Consider the following 15,269-nt stretch of genomic DNA (forward strand, 5'->3'; position numbering starts at 1 on the left):
GGGCGCGACCGGTCGCCCGGCGCCCACCCGCCGGACCGGGGCCCTGGCCCCCGCTCCGGCGCGGTAGAAAGGACCCATGCCGGAGCATGTACCCCCCACCGGGCACCAGCAGGACGACGTCGACGCGGTGACCCGCGCGGTCCTCACCGCCTCCCGCGTCCTGGTCGCCGTCTCGGCGCGGTCGCTGGCGGCGGTGGAGGAACGGGTCACCCTGCCCCAGTTCCGGATGCTGGTCGTGCTGTCCAGCCGTGGTGTGACCAAGCTGGTCGCGCTCGCCGAGCTGCTCGGGGTGGCACCGTCCACGGCGATGCGCATGGTGGACCGGCTGATCGCCGCCGGACTCGCGGACCGGCAGGTCAACCCGGACAACCGCCGCGAGACCCTGCTGCGGCTCACCGCGGAGGGGCGGCGCACGGTCGAGGACGTCACCGCGCGGCGCCGCGCCGAGATCGCCGGGATCGTCGAGCGGCTGGCCCCGGAGCAGCGCGCCACGCTGGTCGAGGCGCTGTCCGCCTTCAACACCGCCGGTGGCGAGCCGCCGGCCCCCGCGACCGACGCCCCGGGCCCCCATCCACTGGGCTGGACGGACGGCGTCCTGGGGCACGGCGTCTGACTCGGAGTGCTGCCGGAGCGCCCGCACGGGGTTTTGCATAATGCAAGGACGCCGTGTGAGCCGAACGGCCGTCGCTGCCGGACTCCGGCAAGGGACCCCGAAGAGCGAGAGACGCCGGAGGTGGGAGATGCGGACACGGCGTCCGCTCCGCCCGCCGCCCCCGGCCGAGTCGGGACTGCCCGCCCATGTCACGGCCACCGTGTGGGGTCCGGCGGAGTTCGTCGGCCTGCCGCCCTGGCGGCTGTCCGTGAAGGGCCTGGCCACCGGGGTGCTGGGCGCGGTGGCGATCGTCGGCGCCGGGATCACCGGGGCCTGGGCGGGACCGCCGGTGTTCCGCAGCGGTGAGGCGGGCCTGCTGGCCGTGGCCGTACTCGGCGCGCACCTCGCGGCGCTGCGGGCCGGGCGGGCACTGATCGGTATCGTCGCCGTGCTCGGGGTCTGCCTCGTGGCGCAGACCCCGCAGGTCGCGGCGGGGGTGGTGCTGGCCGAGCGCGGCCAGGTGCGGTCCGCGGTGGTGATGTCGGTCGAGCACGGCGACCAGTCGGGCAACGGGCACGACCGCTACCTCTGCTCCGTCGCCGACCGCGACGGCGACCCGCTCGGTGTCCGCATCCGGCGCGGCTGCGGCCCGGGCACCCGGCCCGGCGACGCGCTCGCCGTGGTGTACGACCCCGAGGGGCGGGTGCCGCCCCGGGGTGTCGCGGGCGGTGTCGCCGAGTCGGGCCCGGCGCGCGGTCTCGCCCTCACCGCCGCGGGGCTCGTCGTGGCGAGCGCGCTCGCGGTGGTGCGGTCCTTCCGCCTGCGGGCCACCGCGCACCGCTGAGCGTCCGCGGCCGGGCTCGGGTGGGTGTGTCACGCCAGGGCGAAGTACCTCAGCCACACGTAGCCGAGCGCCAGCAGCACCGTCACCGCGGTCACGATCAGGCCGTACTTGGTGAACTGCCAGAAGGAGATCGGCTGCCGGTTGCGTTCGGCGATGCCGAGGACGACGACGTTGGCGCTGGCGCCGATCGCGGTGGCGTTGCCGCCGAGGTCCGCGCCGAGGGCGAGCGCCCACCACATCACGTGGTCCCCGCCGCCGCCCATGGAGTCGACCAGGTCGCTGGTGATGGGGGCCATCGTGGCGACGTACGGGATGTTGTCGACGATGCCGGACAGTACGGCGGACGCGCCCAGCAGGATCATGGAGCCGCCGAGTTCGTTGTCGCCGATGAGGTCCGCGAGGGCGGTGGAGATCTCGTTGATGACGCCGGTCTCGATGAGGCCGCCGATCATGATGAAGAGTCCGGCGAAGAAGGCGAGGGTGGGCCACTCCACCTCGCGCAGGACCTCCCCGGTCTCCGCGGTGGAGATCGCCACGAGCAGTCCGGCGCCGAGCAGGGCGACGACGCTGGGCTCGTAGTGCAGCACCGGGTGCAGCACGAACCCGGCGACCACCAGCGTCAGCACGATCAGGCCCTGGACCAGGAGCCGGGGGTCGTGGATGGCCTCGCGCTCCTCCAGCGCCATGACCTCGGCGGCGCGGTCCTCGTCGTAGCGGAAGGACTTGCGGAACATCACCCGGCACAGGCCGAGCAGGACGACCACCAGCACGGCCACCAGGGGAGCCAGGTGGACCAGGAAGTCGTTGAAGGTCAGGCCCGCGCGGCTGGCGATGATGATGTTGGGCGGGTCGCCGACCAGGGTGGCGGTGCCGCCGATGTTGGAGGCGAGGACCTCGGCGATCAGGAAGGGCGCGGCGGGCAGCGCGAGGCGCTCGCAGACCAGCAGCGTCACCGGGGCGATCAGCAGCACGGTGGTGACGTTGTCGAGCAGCGCGGAGGCCACCGCGGTGATGACGACCAGCATCGCCATCACCCGGAACGGTTTGGCGCGGGCCCGCTTCACCGACCAGATCGCCAGGTACTCGAACATGCCGGTCTTCTTCAGGACCCCGACGATCATCATCATGCCCAGGAGCAGGAAGATGACGTTCCAGTCGATACCGGAGTGCTCGGAGTAGAAGGCGGACTCGTCGTCGGTCGCCCTGATCGCGAGCATCAGGCCCGCACCGCCGAGAGCCACGGCGACACGGTGGATCTTCTCGCTGATGATCAGGGCGTAGGCGCCGACGAAGACGACGATCGCCGCCCAGCTGTGCCAGTCGTTCACGGTCCTCCGATGAATTCGCAACGCGGGCGGGCCGCACCGCACCGGCGACGACGGCGGCCGGACGGCCACGGTGGCGAGCGTCGACGCGACCCGTTCCCGGCCCGCTGATCAGGCTCCCCCGCACACCGGAGGGAACCCTACCGTTTCCTGTCTCCAGGCCCGCCGGGCGGAGCCCTCAGCTGGCGCCCGCGGCGCCGAGCAGCCGTTCCAGCAGGTGGGAGGCGGTGATCACACCGAGCAGATGGGTGCCGTCCTTCGCCTTGTCCACCACCGCCACCAGCGGACTGCGCACCTCCGCCATCAGCGCGGCGACCTCCAGGGCGGTGTCGTCCGGCGCGGCGACGGGCGGCGCCGGGGTGGTCTTCGACAGACAGTCGCGCACCTTGAGACCGGCCAGGGACTGGCACAGCCGGTCGGCGTGCCGCTCGTCGACCACGGACGCCAGCGTCGGGTCCTCGATGACGTACCCCGGCACCAGCACCTTGATCATCTGGGAGGCGGGGAGGATCGCCTCCGGCATCCCGCCGTCGTCCACCACCAGCAGCCCGGGCAGCCGGTGCTCCGCCAGCAGCCGCGCGGCGTCGATGGCGTCGCTGCCCACGCTCACGGTCTCGTACTCAACCGCCATGTCACGTGCGCGCATGGTTCGGCCCCACTCTCGTTCTCGGTGTCTCGGCCCGAAACGTCGTGCGGACACGGTATGCCGACCGGTCGCCGTACGGCGATGCCCGGGGCCGTCCCCGCCCTGTGACGCTCCGCGCCCTCCATGATCGCTGGTCCGGTCCCGGTGTCCGACCGGTTCGGGTCAGCTCAGCTCGGCGAACTCCTCCACCGCGTGCGTCTTGCCGGTGACGATGATCACGTCCCCGCGCTCGACGACCGTCTCGGCGGTGGCGTAGGTGAAGTCCTCGCCGGAGCGCTTGATGCCCACGACCGTGACCCCGAACCGCCTGCGGACCTGGCTCTCGCCGAGCGGCACACCGGTGGCGACCTCCGGGGCGACGGTCTTGACCAGGGCGTAGTCGTCGTCGAACTCGATGAAGTCCAGCATCCGGCCGGTGACCAGGTGGGCGACGCGCTCGCCCATCTCGTGCTCGGGCAGGACGACGTGGTGGACGCCGAGGCGTTCCAGGATCTGCCCGTGCTGGCGGCTGATGGCCTTGGCCCAGATGTTGGGCACATCGGCCTCCAGCAGGTTGGTGCTGACCAGGATGGACGCCTCGATGTCGGTGCCGATCGCGACGACGGCGCTGGTGAACTCGTTGACGCCGAGCTGGCGCAGCGCCTCCGCGTCGGTGCAGTCGGCGACCGCCGCGTGGGTCAGGTCGTCGCTGTACTTCTGCACCAGCCGGGAGTCCGTGTCGATGCCGAGGACGTCCCAGCCGCGGCGCATCAGCTCACTGGCGAGCGACGAGCCGAAGCGGCCCAGACCGATGACGGCGACGCGCTGGTCACCACTGCTGCGGGCGGCGGCGTCGGAGCGGCGCTTGCGGCGCCGTTCACGCAGGGAGTGCAGGTAGTTAGCCAATGATGGGTCGCTCCTCGGGCAGTTCGTAACGTCGGGTCCGCTCGCGCAGGGCGAGCGCCGAGACCAGGGTGATCGGACCGAGACGGCCGACGAACATCAGGGCGGTCAGCAGCAGTTCCCCGGCCGTCGGCAGATCGGCGGTGATGCCCGTGGACAGCCCCACCGTGCCGAACGCGGAGACCACCTCGAACAGCACGGCCTCCAGCTCCTGCCGGGTGATGGCCAGCAGGGTGAGCGTGGAGCCGATGACCAGGCCGATGCCGAGCAGCGCCACGGTCAGCGACTGCCGCAGCACGTGCGGGGCGAGCCTGCGGCCCAGCACCGCGGAGGTCGGCTCGCCGCGCACCTCCGCGAACATCGCGGCGGCCAGCACCGCGAACGTCGTCACCTTGATGCCGCCCGCGGTTCCGGCGCTGCCGCCGCCGATGAACATCAGCACACAGGTCATCAGCAGGGTCGAGGCGTGCAGCGCGCCGATGTCGACGGCGTTGAAACCGGCGGTGCGGGACATCGTGGAGTGGAAGAAGCCGTCGAGCATCTTCCCGGCGACCGAGTGCCCGCCGAGCGTGGCGGGGTTGGACCACTCCAGCAGACAGGTCAGCACGGTCCCGACCACCAGCAGGAACGCGGTGGTGACCAGCGTCAGCTTGGTGTGCAGCGACCAGTTGCGGCGGCCGGTGCGGTGCCTGCGTCCGCGGTGCCGCAGCAGTTCCAGCAGCACCGGGAAGCCGATGCCGCCCAGGATCACGGCGGCGGCGACGGGCAGGGTGACCCAGCCGTCCTGCGCGTAGCGGGTCAGGCTGTCGGGGTGCAGCCCGAACCCGGCGTTGTTGAACGCGGACACGGAGTGGAAGTACCCGAAGTACACGGCGTGGCCGACGCTTTCGCCGTACCCGTACCGGAACCGCAGGGCGAGCACCGCGCCGACCGCCAGCTCCACGGCGACCGTCGTGCCCGCGACGCCGAGCAGCACCCGGCGCACGTCGCCGATGTCGAGGCTCTTGGTCTCCGCCTGGGCGGTCAGCTGCATCCGCAGGCGCAGCCGCCCCGAGATGAGCAGGGCCAGCAGGGACGCCATCGTCATGATGCCGAAGCCGCCGACCTGGATCAGGGCGAGGATCACGCCCTCGCCGAAGCCGCTCCAGTAGGTGCCGGTGTCCACGGTCACCAGGCCGGTGACGCACACCGCGGAGGTCGCGGTGAACAGCGCGGTCACGAAGTCGGCCGCGGCCCGCTGCTCGGTGGCGAACGGCAGCGACAGCAGCGCCGCCCCGACGAGCACCACGAGGGCGAAGCCGACCACGACCGCGCGGGCGGGATGCAGGGCCAGCAGCGCCAGGCGCGCCCGTGCCCGCGTCGTCGATCCCGCCATCACTGCCTTCTCCGCCGGTCCGGTCCGCCGTGCTCCCCGGCTCGGCGAAAAGGATTCATCAAGATCCCGGCCGCACACCTTACCCGCAAGTACACCGGTCGACCGTGTTCCCCGGCGGCCGTCCCGTCAAGGACGCGTCAAGACGGCCCAGGAGTCGTCGGAGGCAGGCCCGGGGGCGCTACAGCGCCTTCGCGGGCCAGTCGAGCAGCCGGGCGCCGATCACCGCGGTCTGGAGCATGTAACGGTGCGCGGGGTCGGCCGGGTTGGCGCCGGTGAGCTTGTGGATGCGCTCCAGGCGGTACGTCAGCGCCCGCACGCTCAGCGACAGGCGCCGGGCGGCCTCGGCGGCCACGCAGCCGGAGTCGAAGTAGGCGGTGAGGGTGTCGAGCAGCGGACCGGCGCCGCCGCGCGCGGCGCCGAGCGGGCCCAGCGCCTCCCGCACCAGGTCGGCCATCGCCTGCCGGTCCCGGGTGAGCACCGGGTAGACCAGCAGGTCGGCGGCGCGCAGCACCGGGTCGTCGAGACCGAGACGCCCCGCGAGGTCCAGGGTGTTCAGCGCCTCCTCGTACGACTGCACGACCCCGCCGGGGCCGGGCTGGGCGCGGCCGATCGCGACCCGGCCGCCGTCGGTGGCGGCGTACGCCTGCTTGGCGAAGGCGGTGAGCACCTGCTCCTGGTCGCCGGGGGCGATGCACAGCATCCGGCCGTCCTTGGTGGTGAGCAGGATGCTGCGGTCGCCGAACCGGGTGATCAGGGACCGTTCGACATGGCGGGGGACCGGGTCGCCCTCGTCGTAGGCGGCCGGGCCCTCGGCGACGGCCACGGCGTGGGCGTGCGAGAGCCGCAGCCCGAAGCGTTCGGCGCGCTCGGCGAGTCGGCCCAGGTCGCTGCGGCCGTAGAGGAGGTCGTCGATGAACTCGCGGCGGGCCGCCTCCTCCTGGCGCACGGCGAGCCGCTGGGCGCGTTCGTAGCCCTCGGCGAAGGCGTCGACGACCTGCTGCATCGCCGCGAGGACGCTGTCGGCGGAACCGGGGGTGCCCGGCCAGGCGGCGCGGGTGGCCGCGAGGTGCGCGCCGACCAGCGACCGCAGCCCGAACCCGGCGTCGGCGGCCCGCTCGCCGAGCACCCGACGGGACTCGATCTCGTCGCGGGTCAACCGGCGTCCGGTGGCCGAGACCTCGGTGAGGATGTCCGCGTAGCCGCTCAGGTAGTCCCCCGGTACGCCCTGTTCCGCCACGCCTGCCCCCGTCGAGTGAATGTGCCGGTGGCGTTCCACGCACCGGCGACCGGCATGGAGACCTTAGTGAACGCTGCCGGGAACCGGCAATGCGGGGGTGGCCGCCCGTGGGGCAGCATGGCGGCGGGGAGCCTTGAGAACGGTCCCGGTGCCGGAGCCCGGCAGGCCCGCGCACCGGGACCCTGACGGTCCGGGGCGTTGGTCCGGAGCCTCCTACTCGGGCTTCTCCCACACCGACACGTGCTGGCGGCTGTCGCTGGTGAACGGCTCGCGCGTCCAGTGGTCCCAGCGGTGGCGCAGCCGCATTCCGGCGAGCTCCGCCATCAGGTCCAGCTCGGCGGGCCACACGTACCGGAACGGGACCGACACGGAGGAACCGCGGTCGCCCTCGATCCGGATGTGGTGCGAGATCAGCGACTGGGTGGCGGTGTCGTACTCGTCGAAGCCGCAGCGGTTGTCGCTGATGTGGAAGGGGACGACGGTCTGTCCGGGCGGCAGCCGCCGCAGGTCGGGGACCCCGACCTCGATCACGAACGTTCCGCCGGGCGCCAGATGGGCGGCGACATTGCGGAAGCAGGCCACCTGGGCCGCCTGGGTGGTCAGGTTGTTGATCGTGTTGTAGACGAGGTACGCCAGGGTGTAGCCGCCCGCCCCGTCCGCCCTCGCCGTGGCGAAGTCGCCGACGGTGACGCCGATCGCGTCCCCGCCGGGTTTGGCTCGCAGCCGGGCGACCATCGCCCGGGACATGTCGATGCCGTGCACCCCGACCCCGCGCCCGGCCAGCGGCAGCGCGATCCGGCCGGTTCCGACGCCCAGCTCCAGGGCCGGTCCGTCCCCGGCCAGCTCGGTCAGGACGTCGAGCACCGGGTCCACGGCCTCGGGGGTGAACATGTCCGCCGCGTGGGCGTCGTAGGTCGCGGCGGCACTCTCCCCGAAGTGCCCGTCGGGGTCGGCTGGTTGGCTCGTCCGGGTTTGGTGGTCGCTCATCACGGGGTGACGGTACTGCGGGGGCGGGACGTGGCGCGCGGGCTTTTCCGCGGGGCCGCCGGGGGAGGGGACCACGAGGGGAGGCCGCCGTGACGAGCCGTCGTCACGGCGTCGTAGGGAGCGTGACGCCGCTGCCCGCGCCGCCGACGCGGTGCGGTGCCGCCGAGGCTCACGTGACCGGGTGTCCAGCGCCGTCGGTGAGACCTGCCTGGCTGGAGAACTTGTTCAGGAACACGTCGTAGCGGCCGTCGGGACGGTGGGTGATCGTGGCGCCGTCCTGCCAGACACCGTTCTCCTGCCACCACTGGGACCCCGCCGGGTCGCCCTGGTTCTGGTGGACGTTGTGCATCCCCATGTCTCCGTTGGACCGGAGGCCGAAGGGTTCACCGAAGACGAGGACGCGCTGTCCGGGGGCGAGGATGCCCTCCAGCGCGGTGGCGGCCTCGACGTTGCTGCCCGCGTGCCACGGCCGGGAGCCGAACAGGTCGAGGAGTTCCTGGAGCCAGGACGGCGGGCGCCGCTCGAACAGCACGCCGGACTGGTCCACCAGCGCGGGATGACGCAGGTAGTCCAAGGCGCCGGACGCCGACTGGCGGTCCAGCTCGTGGTAGCCGGGAGGCAGCGTCACGGCCGGTTCCAGGGCGGCGGCGTCCAGGGTGAACGTCTTCCACCGCACACCCACGGACGACTTGTGACTGTCGACGTCGACAGCACAGTGGTAACGCCCGTCGGGCGCGTCCACCTCGAGGTTGACGTGGAACCAGCGGCCCTGGTCGTCCGGCTGGTCGCGGTGGTGTGCGTGCAGGGTTCCCGAGAGCACGCCGTAGTGGTCGAAGGGCATACGGCCAGTGAACCACTACGCGTACGCCACGTAACGGCGTCGTGACGCTCCGCGCGGCGCGGGGGAGAAGCGCGTCGACCTGTTCGAGAGGGACGGCAGCGGGGCGTCGGCGACAGCGCTTCGCCCCGCTACCGGTGGCCGCGCAGCTTGCTCATGAACCGCTGGGCCTGGGCGCGGCGGCGCGGATCGGCCGCGGTACGGCGGGCCTGGCCGATCGCACGCCGACCCTGCGGGCTCCTCGCGAAGCGCTTGATCTTTTCGAGTAGTGCGGACACGCCGCTCCTTCCTTCGAGGCGCCCGGCCTGGTGCCGGGCCGCGTGGGTTCACGGATACCCCGGGACAGCCGGTCCAGGCCTCTCAGGTCCCGGGGCGCCCTGGGGCACGACGCTGCCGAGGATCTCCGGGACCTCCGCCGCGGCTCGCTTGATCCACCGGGCTTGACCCGTCTCCCGAGGGACAAGGGGCCGTAGGCATGGCGAACAGCGCACTTCTGGTGATGGATGTCCAACGGGACGTCGTGGCCGTCGCCGACGACGGTTCCGGGCGTCTGCCGCGCCCGCGCAGCGCGGTCGACGGTGTCCGGGCTGCTGGCGTCCTCCGTGGTCGAAGCCGGCGCACCGCAGTGGCGGGAGGCCCGCCGTTCGCCGCCGCGGGCCGCCCCCTACCCTCGGCCCATGCGCCAGGAATCCGCCCTGCTGAACGTCATTGATGTGGAAGCCACCTGCTGGGAAGGGCAGCCGCCGCCCGGTTCCGTGAACGAGATCATCGAGATCGGCCTCACCGTCGTGGACGTCCCGGCACGGCGCCGGGTATCCCGGCATCGTCTCCTGGTCCGTCCCGCCCGGTCGGCGGTGAGCGACTTCTGCACCACGCTGACCGGCCTGACGCAGGCCGAGGTGGAACAGGGTGTCACCTTTGCCGAGGCCTGTCGGATCCTCGTCGAGGAGTACGAGGCAGGGACGCGTCCCTGGGCGAGCTGGGGCGAGTACGACCGTCGGCAGTTCGCCCGGCAGAGTCGGACCGACGGGGTGGCCTACCCCTTCGGCCACCCCGCGGAGCGCACCCATACCAACGCCAAGGCCGTGTTCGCCGCGGCCTACGGACTGCGCGGGAAGCCCGGCATGGACCACGCCCTGCGGATCGCCGGACTGCCGCTTGAGGGACGTCATCACCGCGGCGAGGACGACGCCTGGAACATCGCCGCGCTCGTCCTCGATCTGGTGGGCCGCGGAGCATGGCCAGCCACACCTCACGACCCGGAGGCGCCAGCGGTCGCTGGCCGTCGGGACCGGTGAGCAGAGGGTGCGTGACCTGGTGGGTGGGGAGGACGGTGGGGCCCCGCCGCCCGTGTGTCAGCCCACCCCCGGGGCGTAGTGCCCCAGGAACATGTCCACGCCGCCCACCAGCAGCCGCTCGGTGAGGTCGTCGTCGACCCGGGTGCCGTAGGTGCCGAAGACCATGTGCGGGAAGACCAGCAGGGAGTACAGCTGGAGCAGGGCCGTGCGGAGGTCGGGAATGGTCAGGCGGCCCTGGGCGTCGAGGGCGCGCAGGGCGTTCGCGAGGGCGGGGTGGTGGCCCTCGGGTCCGTGGTGGCGCCAGGCGCCGGCGATCTCGGGGAAGCGGTGGCCCTCCGCCGCGACCAGGGCGCGCAGCGCGGCCACGTCCTCGTTGTCGCGGACGGCGTGCACCCAGGAACGGGCGGCCTCCAGGAGGGCCGTGCGCAGGTCCTCGGCGTCGGCGAGCTTCTCCAGGGCGGCCGACGACTCCCCGGCGAGGGGCTCGTCGAGGGCGCCCGCGATGACCGCTGAGAACAGCGCCTCCTTGCTCCCGAAGTGGTTGTAGACGGTGACCTTGGAGACGCCCGCCGCGGCGGCGATGGCGTCCATGCCGACACCGAACCCGGAACGCAGGAACTGCTCCCGGGCGGCCCGGACGATCGCCCGCCGCTTCTGCTCGGCACGGGGGCCGCTGGGCCGGGGTTTCGGGGTGTCCACGCTCATGGCCCCGAGGCTAGCAGCCGACTGAACTGTACCGTTGAGTTCAAATGAACTGTGCCGTACAGTTCAGTTCCTGTCAGGTCCCGCGTCCCCTCGGAGATCAGCCCCCGGCCCTTGAGGAACCGTCATGACCCAGCCCTCCTCCACCGCCCACGCCCACCCCGGCACCGCCCCGCCGCCCGACCCGCGCCGCTGGGCCGCCCTCGCGCTGCTCTGCGTCGCCCAGTTCATGCTCATCCTCGACGTCACCGTCATCAACGTCGCGCTGCCCGACATGGCCGTCGACCTGGAGCTCGGCCGAACCACCCTGACCTGGGCGGTCACCGCGTACACCCTCTGCTTCGGCGGGCTGATGCTGCTCGGCGGGCGGCTGGCCGACGCCCTCGGCGCCCGCCGCACGCTGCTCGCCGGGCTCGCCGTGTTCACCGCGGCCTCCCTGGTGACCGGGCTGGCGCAGGACGCGCCCGCGCTGCTCGGCGGGCGCATCGCCCAGGGCGTCGGCGCCGCGCTGCTCTCCCCGGCCGCGCTGTCCCTGGTCACCACCGCCTTCCACGGCGCCGAACGCACCAGGGCGCTCGGCGTGTGGGCCGCCCTCGGCGGCAGCGGCGCGGCGGCCGGGGTGCTGCTCGGCGGCGCGCTGACCGAGGGCCCCGGCTGGCGGTGGGTGTTCTACGTCAACGTGCCCGTCGGCCTCGCCGTCCTGGTCGCGCTGCCCGCCCTGGTCCCGGCCCGGCCGCCGCGCCCTGCCCGGCTCGACCTCCCCGGCGCGCTGCTGGTCACCTCGGGCACGGCCGCGCTGATCTACGGCCTGGTCGAGGCCGGAGACTCCGGCTGGACCGGCTCCGGCACCCTGCTGCCGCTGGCCTCCGCCGTCGTGCTGTACGCCGTCTTCGGCGCCGTGGAGCGCACGAGCCGGGCCCCGCTGATGGACCTGAGGATGTTCACCCGGCGGCCGGTGCAGGCGGGTGCGTTCCTGATGCTGGTCGCCACCGCGCTGCTCATCGCCTTCTTCTTCCTCGGCTCGGTCTACCTCCAGCACGCCCGCGGCTTCGGCCCGCTGGAGACCGGCCTGGTCTTCCTGCCCGTGGCCGTCGCCACCGGCCTCGGCGCCCACCTCGGCTCCCGGCTCGTCGGCACGCTCGGCAGCCGTCCGACCGCGGTCGCGGGCCTGCTGGTCGCCGCCGCGGGCTGCGCCCCGCTGACCCGGCTCTCCGACACCGGCAGCGTCTACGCCGTCCTGCTGCCCGGCTTCGCCGTCGCCTCCCTCGGGATCGGCGCGGTCTTCGTCACCGCCACCACCACCGCGCTCGCCCTGGTCGACCACCAGGAGGCGGGCCTCGCCTCCGGAGTCGTCAACACCTTCCACGAGGTGGGCGGTTCGATCGGCGTGGCGGTGGTCTCCACGGTCGCCGCGACGGGCATCGAGCGGGGCACGGTGGGCGGCTTCACCGACGCCTTCACCCTGTGCGCGGTGGCGGCGGCCGTCGCCGCGGTCCTCTCCCTGGCCCTCGTACCCCGGGGGAAGCCGCAGCCGACCGGGGGACCGCACGCGCACTGACCACGGAGGCGGAGCCTCAGCCGCCGCCCGCCCGGTCGAGCAGCGCCAGCACCGGGCCGCCCGTCAGGCCCAGGACGACGGACAGGGCCGCCGCCGCGTACGCGGTGACGGACGCCGTGCGGACCGGCTCGTCCGGGACCGCGTCGCGAGGTGGGAAGACCGCGGGGGCGAGCCAGCGCAGGTAGTAGAAGAGGGACGCCACGGTGTTGACGGCGGCCACCACCGCCAGCCAGGCGAAACCGCCGTCGAACGCCGCGCCGAACGCCTCCAGCTTGCCGAGGAACACCGCGGTCGGCGGCGTCCCGAGCAGGCCGAGCAGGCAGACGCCCAGCGCCGCCGCGAGCCCCGGCCGGTCCCGGGCCAGCCCCCGGTAGTCGGACGTCTCCCGGCGTTCCGGCAGAGCGCAGACCACCGCGAAGGCGCCGAGGTTCGTCACGGCGTACGCGGCGAGGTAGAACAGCAGCGCCTGCTGGGCGAGGTCGCTGCGGTCCGCCACGGCCACCGGCATCAGCAGGTAGCCGACCTGGCTGACCGTCGAGTACGCCAGCAGCCGCCTGACGTCCCGCTGGAAGAACGCCGCGAGGTTGCCGAGCGTCATCGACGCCGCCGCGAGGACGGCCAGCAGCGCCGCCCACGGCACGTCCGCGCCCGGCAGCACCCGCGCGCCCAGCCGGTACAGGGCCGCCAGCGCCCCGACCTTCGGCAGCGTCGCGAGGAACGCCGCCACCGGCGCCGTACTGCCCTGCACCACGTCCGGCACCCAGAAGTGCCCCGGCACACCCCCGGCCTTGAACAGCAGCCCGGCGAGCAGCGCGACGACCCCGGCCGCCGCCAACCCGTCGGGTGCCGCGGGCAGTCCGGCGCGCAGCACGGCGTACGACGTTCCGCGCCCGGCGGCGTACAGGATCGTCACCCCGGTCAGCATCAGCACGCCGAGGAACGCGCCGACGACGTAGAACTTCAGCGCCGCCTCCGTGCCGTGGGCGTCCTTGCGGAACCCCGCGAGGACGTACGACGGCACGCTCGCCAGCAGGTACGCCGCCGCCAGCAACAGCAGGTCGCCCGCACCGGCGAGCATCAGCGCGCCCAGCGCGGCGAGCTGGAGCAGGACGTAGAACTCGCTCTCGCGCGGGTCGGACCGCAGCGGCACCACGCTCAGCGCCAGCACCACCAGCGTGCCGCCGAGGATGGTGACGCGGGCGGTGGCGGTGACCTGGTCGACGAGGAAGGCACCGCCGAACGCGGTGGTCGCCGGGGCCAGCACCGCCGCCACCACGCCCGCCGCGCACGCCCCCGCGGCCAGCGCCCCGACCAGCCACTGCCGGGAGCGCGGCAGCCAGGAACCCAGCAGCAGCCCGAGCACGGCGGAGGCGGCGAGGAGGACCTCGGGGAGCAGGTCCAGCGGGTTCTCGTCCATGGCCGCGGTCAGCGTGGTCATCGTGCCAGCAGCTCCAGCACCTGACGGGACGCGGGTTCGACGACGTCGAGGAGGAACCGCGGCGCGAGGCCGATCACCACGCCGAGCACGAGCAGCGGCACGACGGCGGCACCCTCGTGGGCCCGCAGGTCGGGGAACGGCCGGTCCGCGCCCGGCGCCGCCACCGGCAGCCGCGGCGGGCCGAGGAACACCCGCTGCAGCGCGCGCAGGAAGAGCGCGGCGGTGAGCAGGATCCCCGGCACGGCCAGCGCGGTCGCCACCGGCCGCGGTCCCAGGCTCCCGGCGAGGATCTGGAACTCGGCGACGAACCCGGAGAACCCGGGCAGCCCCAGCGACGCGAACGCCGCGACTCCCGTGCACGCGGCGAGCACCGGCGCCCGCCCGGCGACCCCGGAGTAGGCGGCCATGTCGTAGGTGCGGCCCCGCTCGTACAGCGCCCCCGCGAGCAGGAACAGCGCGCCGGTGAGCAGCCCGTGACTGACCATCTGCACCACCGACCCGGTCACCGCGAGCTGCCGCGCCGCGTCCCGACCGCCGCCGACGGACCCGGCGGCGCCGACGGCCAGCACGACGTACCCCATGTGGTTGACCGAGGTGTAGGCGATCATCCGCTTGAAGTCGGTCTGGGCGAGCGCCACCAGCGCCCCGTACAGCACCGAGACCACACCGACGACCACGAAGACCACGGCGTACGTCCGCCACGCCGCGGGCAGCACCGGCATCGCGATCCGCAGGAACCCGTACGTGCCCATCTTCAGCAGCACCCCGGCCAGGATCGCCGAACCGGCGGCGGGCGCCTCGGTGTGCGCGGGCGGCAGCCAGGTGTGGAACGGCACGGTCGGCGTCTTCACCGCGAGCCCGACCGCCACCGCGAGCAGCACCAGCGCCCCGTACGCGGAACGGCCCGCGAGGGGGTCCTCCCGGGTCAGCTCGACGATGTCGAAGGTGTGCGGTTCGGCGGCGAGGTACAGGCCGATGAAGCCGAGCAGCAGCGCCAGCGACCCGAGGAACGTGTAGAGGAAGAACTTCAGCGCCGCGCGGGCCGCGCCCCCGTGGCCCCAACCGGCGATCACGAAGTACATCGCCACGATCGACAGGTCGAAGAAGAGGAAGAACAGGATCAGGTCCAGCGCCACGAACAGCCCGAGACAGGTCGTCTGGAGGAAGAGGAACAGCGCGGCGAACTCCCGCACCCGCTGCCTCCCCCGCAGCCCGTACAGCGCGCAGGCCAGGAACAGTACGCAGGTCAGCGCCGTCAGCGGCAGCGACAGCCCGTCGACGCCCACGTGGTAGCCCACGCCCGCGCTGGGGATCCAGCGGGCCCGGACCTCGTACCCGATCCCCTCGCCGCCGTCGGCGCGGTAGCCCACCCACACGGTGACGGCGAGGGCCAGTTCGGCGGCGGCGGTCGCCACCCAGGCCCAGCGGAACAGCCCGTGCGGCGCGGCGCCCGGCACGCACAGCAGCAGCGCCGCCACGACGGTCGGCAGCAGGACCAGGACGGTGAGCACGTAAGTCACCTCACGACGACGGGAACGGCGGACACG

At 73.3% G+C, this 15,269-nt stretch carries 15 protein-coding genes and 1 pseudogene; 5 read left to right on the plus strand and 11 right to left on the minus strand.

What is annotated here, in order from left to right; all coding sequences use genetic code 11:
* The first annotated feature begins 76 nt into the window (after nucleotides 1–76).
* Both ABZ659_RS21115 and ABZ659_RS21120 read left to right on the plus strand, forming a co-directional pair.
* Nucleotides 77–613 carry a MarR family transcriptional regulator gene (locus ABZ659_RS21115; protein ID WP_360222080.1) on the plus strand — a complete coding sequence of 179 codons (537 nt, stop codon included), beginning with the start codon at nucleotides 77–79 and terminating at the stop codon, nucleotides 611–613.
* A 127-nt stretch (nucleotides 614–740) separates the two neighbouring features.
* Nucleotides 741–1,436, plus strand: a complete 696-nt coding sequence (locus ABZ659_RS21120; protein WP_360222083.1) for a hypothetical protein — start codon at nucleotides 741–743, stop codon at nucleotides 1,434–1,436.
* 29 nt (nucleotides 1,437–1,465) lie between these two features.
* Here the strand turns inward: ABZ659_RS21120 and ABZ659_RS21125 are convergent, their stop codons facing one another.
* The 8 genes from ABZ659_RS21125 to ABZ659_RS21160 all read right to left on the minus strand — a co-directional run bounded on the left by ABZ659_RS21125 (nucleotide 1,466) and on the right by ABZ659_RS21160 (nucleotide 9,004).
* A complete protein-coding gene (locus ABZ659_RS21125; RefSeq protein ID WP_360222086.1) occupies nucleotides 1,466–2,764 on the minus strand; it encodes an ArsB/NhaD family transporter in 1,299 nt (432 codons plus the stop codon).
* 175 nt (nucleotides 2,765–2,939) lie between these two features.
* On the minus strand, nucleotides 2,940–3,407 hold the full coding sequence (locus tag ABZ659_RS21130) for a CBS domain-containing protein (RefSeq protein ID WP_360222089.1): 468 nt from the start codon (nucleotides 3,405–3,407) through the stop codon (nucleotides 2,940–2,942).
* A gap of 162 nt (nucleotides 3,408–3,569) precedes the next feature.
* Nucleotides 3,570–4,292: a TrkA family potassium uptake protein gene (locus ABZ659_RS21135; protein ID WP_360222092.1), complete on the minus strand. Its 723-nt coding sequence runs from the start codon at nucleotides 4,290–4,292 to the stop codon at nucleotides 3,570–3,572.
* The gene (locus tag ABZ659_RS21140) at nucleotides 4,285–5,664 is read right to left on the minus strand and encodes a potassium transporter TrkG (protein WP_360222095.1); all 1,380 of its coding nucleotides are present in this window, start codon (nucleotides 5,662–5,664) and stop codon (nucleotides 4,285–4,287) included. Before ABZ659_RS21140 ends, ABZ659_RS21135 begins: the two co-directional genes overlap by 8 nt.
* A gap of 178 nt (nucleotides 5,665–5,842) precedes the next feature.
* A complete protein-coding gene (locus ABZ659_RS21145) occupies nucleotides 5,843–6,901 on the minus strand; it encodes a helix-turn-helix domain-containing protein (RefSeq protein ID WP_360222098.1) in 1,059 nt (352 codons plus the stop codon).
* A 213-nt stretch (nucleotides 6,902–7,114) separates the two neighbouring features.
* On the minus strand, nucleotides 7,115–7,888 hold the full coding sequence (locus ABZ659_RS21150) for a class I SAM-dependent methyltransferase (RefSeq protein WP_360222101.1): 774 nt from the start codon (nucleotides 7,886–7,888) through the stop codon (nucleotides 7,115–7,117).
* 169 nt (nucleotides 7,889–8,057) lie between these two features.
* A complete protein-coding gene (locus tag ABZ659_RS21155; protein WP_360222104.1) occupies nucleotides 8,058–8,729 on the minus strand; it encodes a DUF2278 family protein in 672 nt (223 codons plus the stop codon).
* A 128-nt stretch (nucleotides 8,730–8,857) separates the two neighbouring features.
* On the minus strand, nucleotides 8,858–9,004 hold the full coding sequence (locus tag ABZ659_RS21160; protein ID WP_360222107.1) for a hypothetical protein: 147 nt from the start codon (nucleotides 9,002–9,004) through the stop codon (nucleotides 8,858–8,860).
* Nucleotides 9,005–9,201: 197 nt separating this feature from the next.
* Between ABZ659_RS21160 and ABZ659_RS21165 the strand changes: the two are divergent.
* Both ABZ659_RS21165 and ABZ659_RS21170 read left to right on the plus strand, forming a co-directional pair.
* A pseudogene (locus ABZ659_RS21165) lies at nucleotides 9,202–9,324 on the plus strand (cysteine hydrolase); the annotation flags it as partial.
* A 79-nt stretch (nucleotides 9,325–9,403) separates the two neighbouring features.
* A complete protein-coding gene (locus ABZ659_RS21170) occupies nucleotides 9,404–10,024 on the plus strand; it encodes a 3'-5' exonuclease (RefSeq protein ID WP_360222110.1) in 621 nt (206 codons plus the stop codon).
* A gap of 57 nt (nucleotides 10,025–10,081) precedes the next feature.
* Here ABZ659_RS21170 and ABZ659_RS21175 read toward each other — a convergent pair whose 3' ends face one another.
* Entirely contained in the window at nucleotides 10,082–10,729 is a 648-nt protein-coding gene (locus tag ABZ659_RS21175; RefSeq protein WP_360222113.1) for a TetR/AcrR family transcriptional regulator, read from the minus strand.
* Nucleotides 10,730–10,853: 124 nt separating this feature from the next.
* Between ABZ659_RS21175 and ABZ659_RS21180 the strand changes: the two genes are divergently transcribed.
* Nucleotides 10,854–12,284 carry an MFS transporter gene (locus ABZ659_RS21180; protein ID WP_360222116.1) on the plus strand — a complete coding sequence of 477 codons (1,431 nt, stop codon included), beginning with the start codon at nucleotides 10,854–10,856 and terminating at the stop codon, nucleotides 12,282–12,284.
* A gap of 16 nt (nucleotides 12,285–12,300) precedes the next feature.
* Here the strand turns inward: ABZ659_RS21180 and ABZ659_RS21185 are convergent, their stop codons facing one another.
* The gene (locus ABZ659_RS21185) at nucleotides 12,301–13,722 is read right to left on the minus strand and encodes a proton-conducting transporter membrane subunit (protein WP_360222119.1); all 1,422 of its coding nucleotides are present in this window, start codon (nucleotides 13,720–13,722) and stop codon (nucleotides 12,301–12,303) included.
* Nucleotides 13,719–15,233 carry an NADH-quinone oxidoreductase subunit M gene (locus ABZ659_RS21190; RefSeq protein WP_360222122.1) on the minus strand — a complete coding sequence of 505 codons (1,515 nt, stop codon included), beginning with the start codon at nucleotides 15,231–15,233 and terminating at the stop codon, nucleotides 13,719–13,721. The genes ABZ659_RS21185 and ABZ659_RS21190 overlap by 4 nt, the downstream gene beginning before the upstream one ends.
* Nucleotides 15,234–15,269: the final 36 nt, after the last annotated feature.

Origin of the sequence: Streptomyces sp. NPDC006997 (genome assembly GCF_040635175.1) — a bacterium.
In the GTDB taxonomy this organism is placed as follows: Bacteria; Actinomycetota; Actinomycetes; order Streptomycetales; family Streptomycetaceae; genus Streptomyces.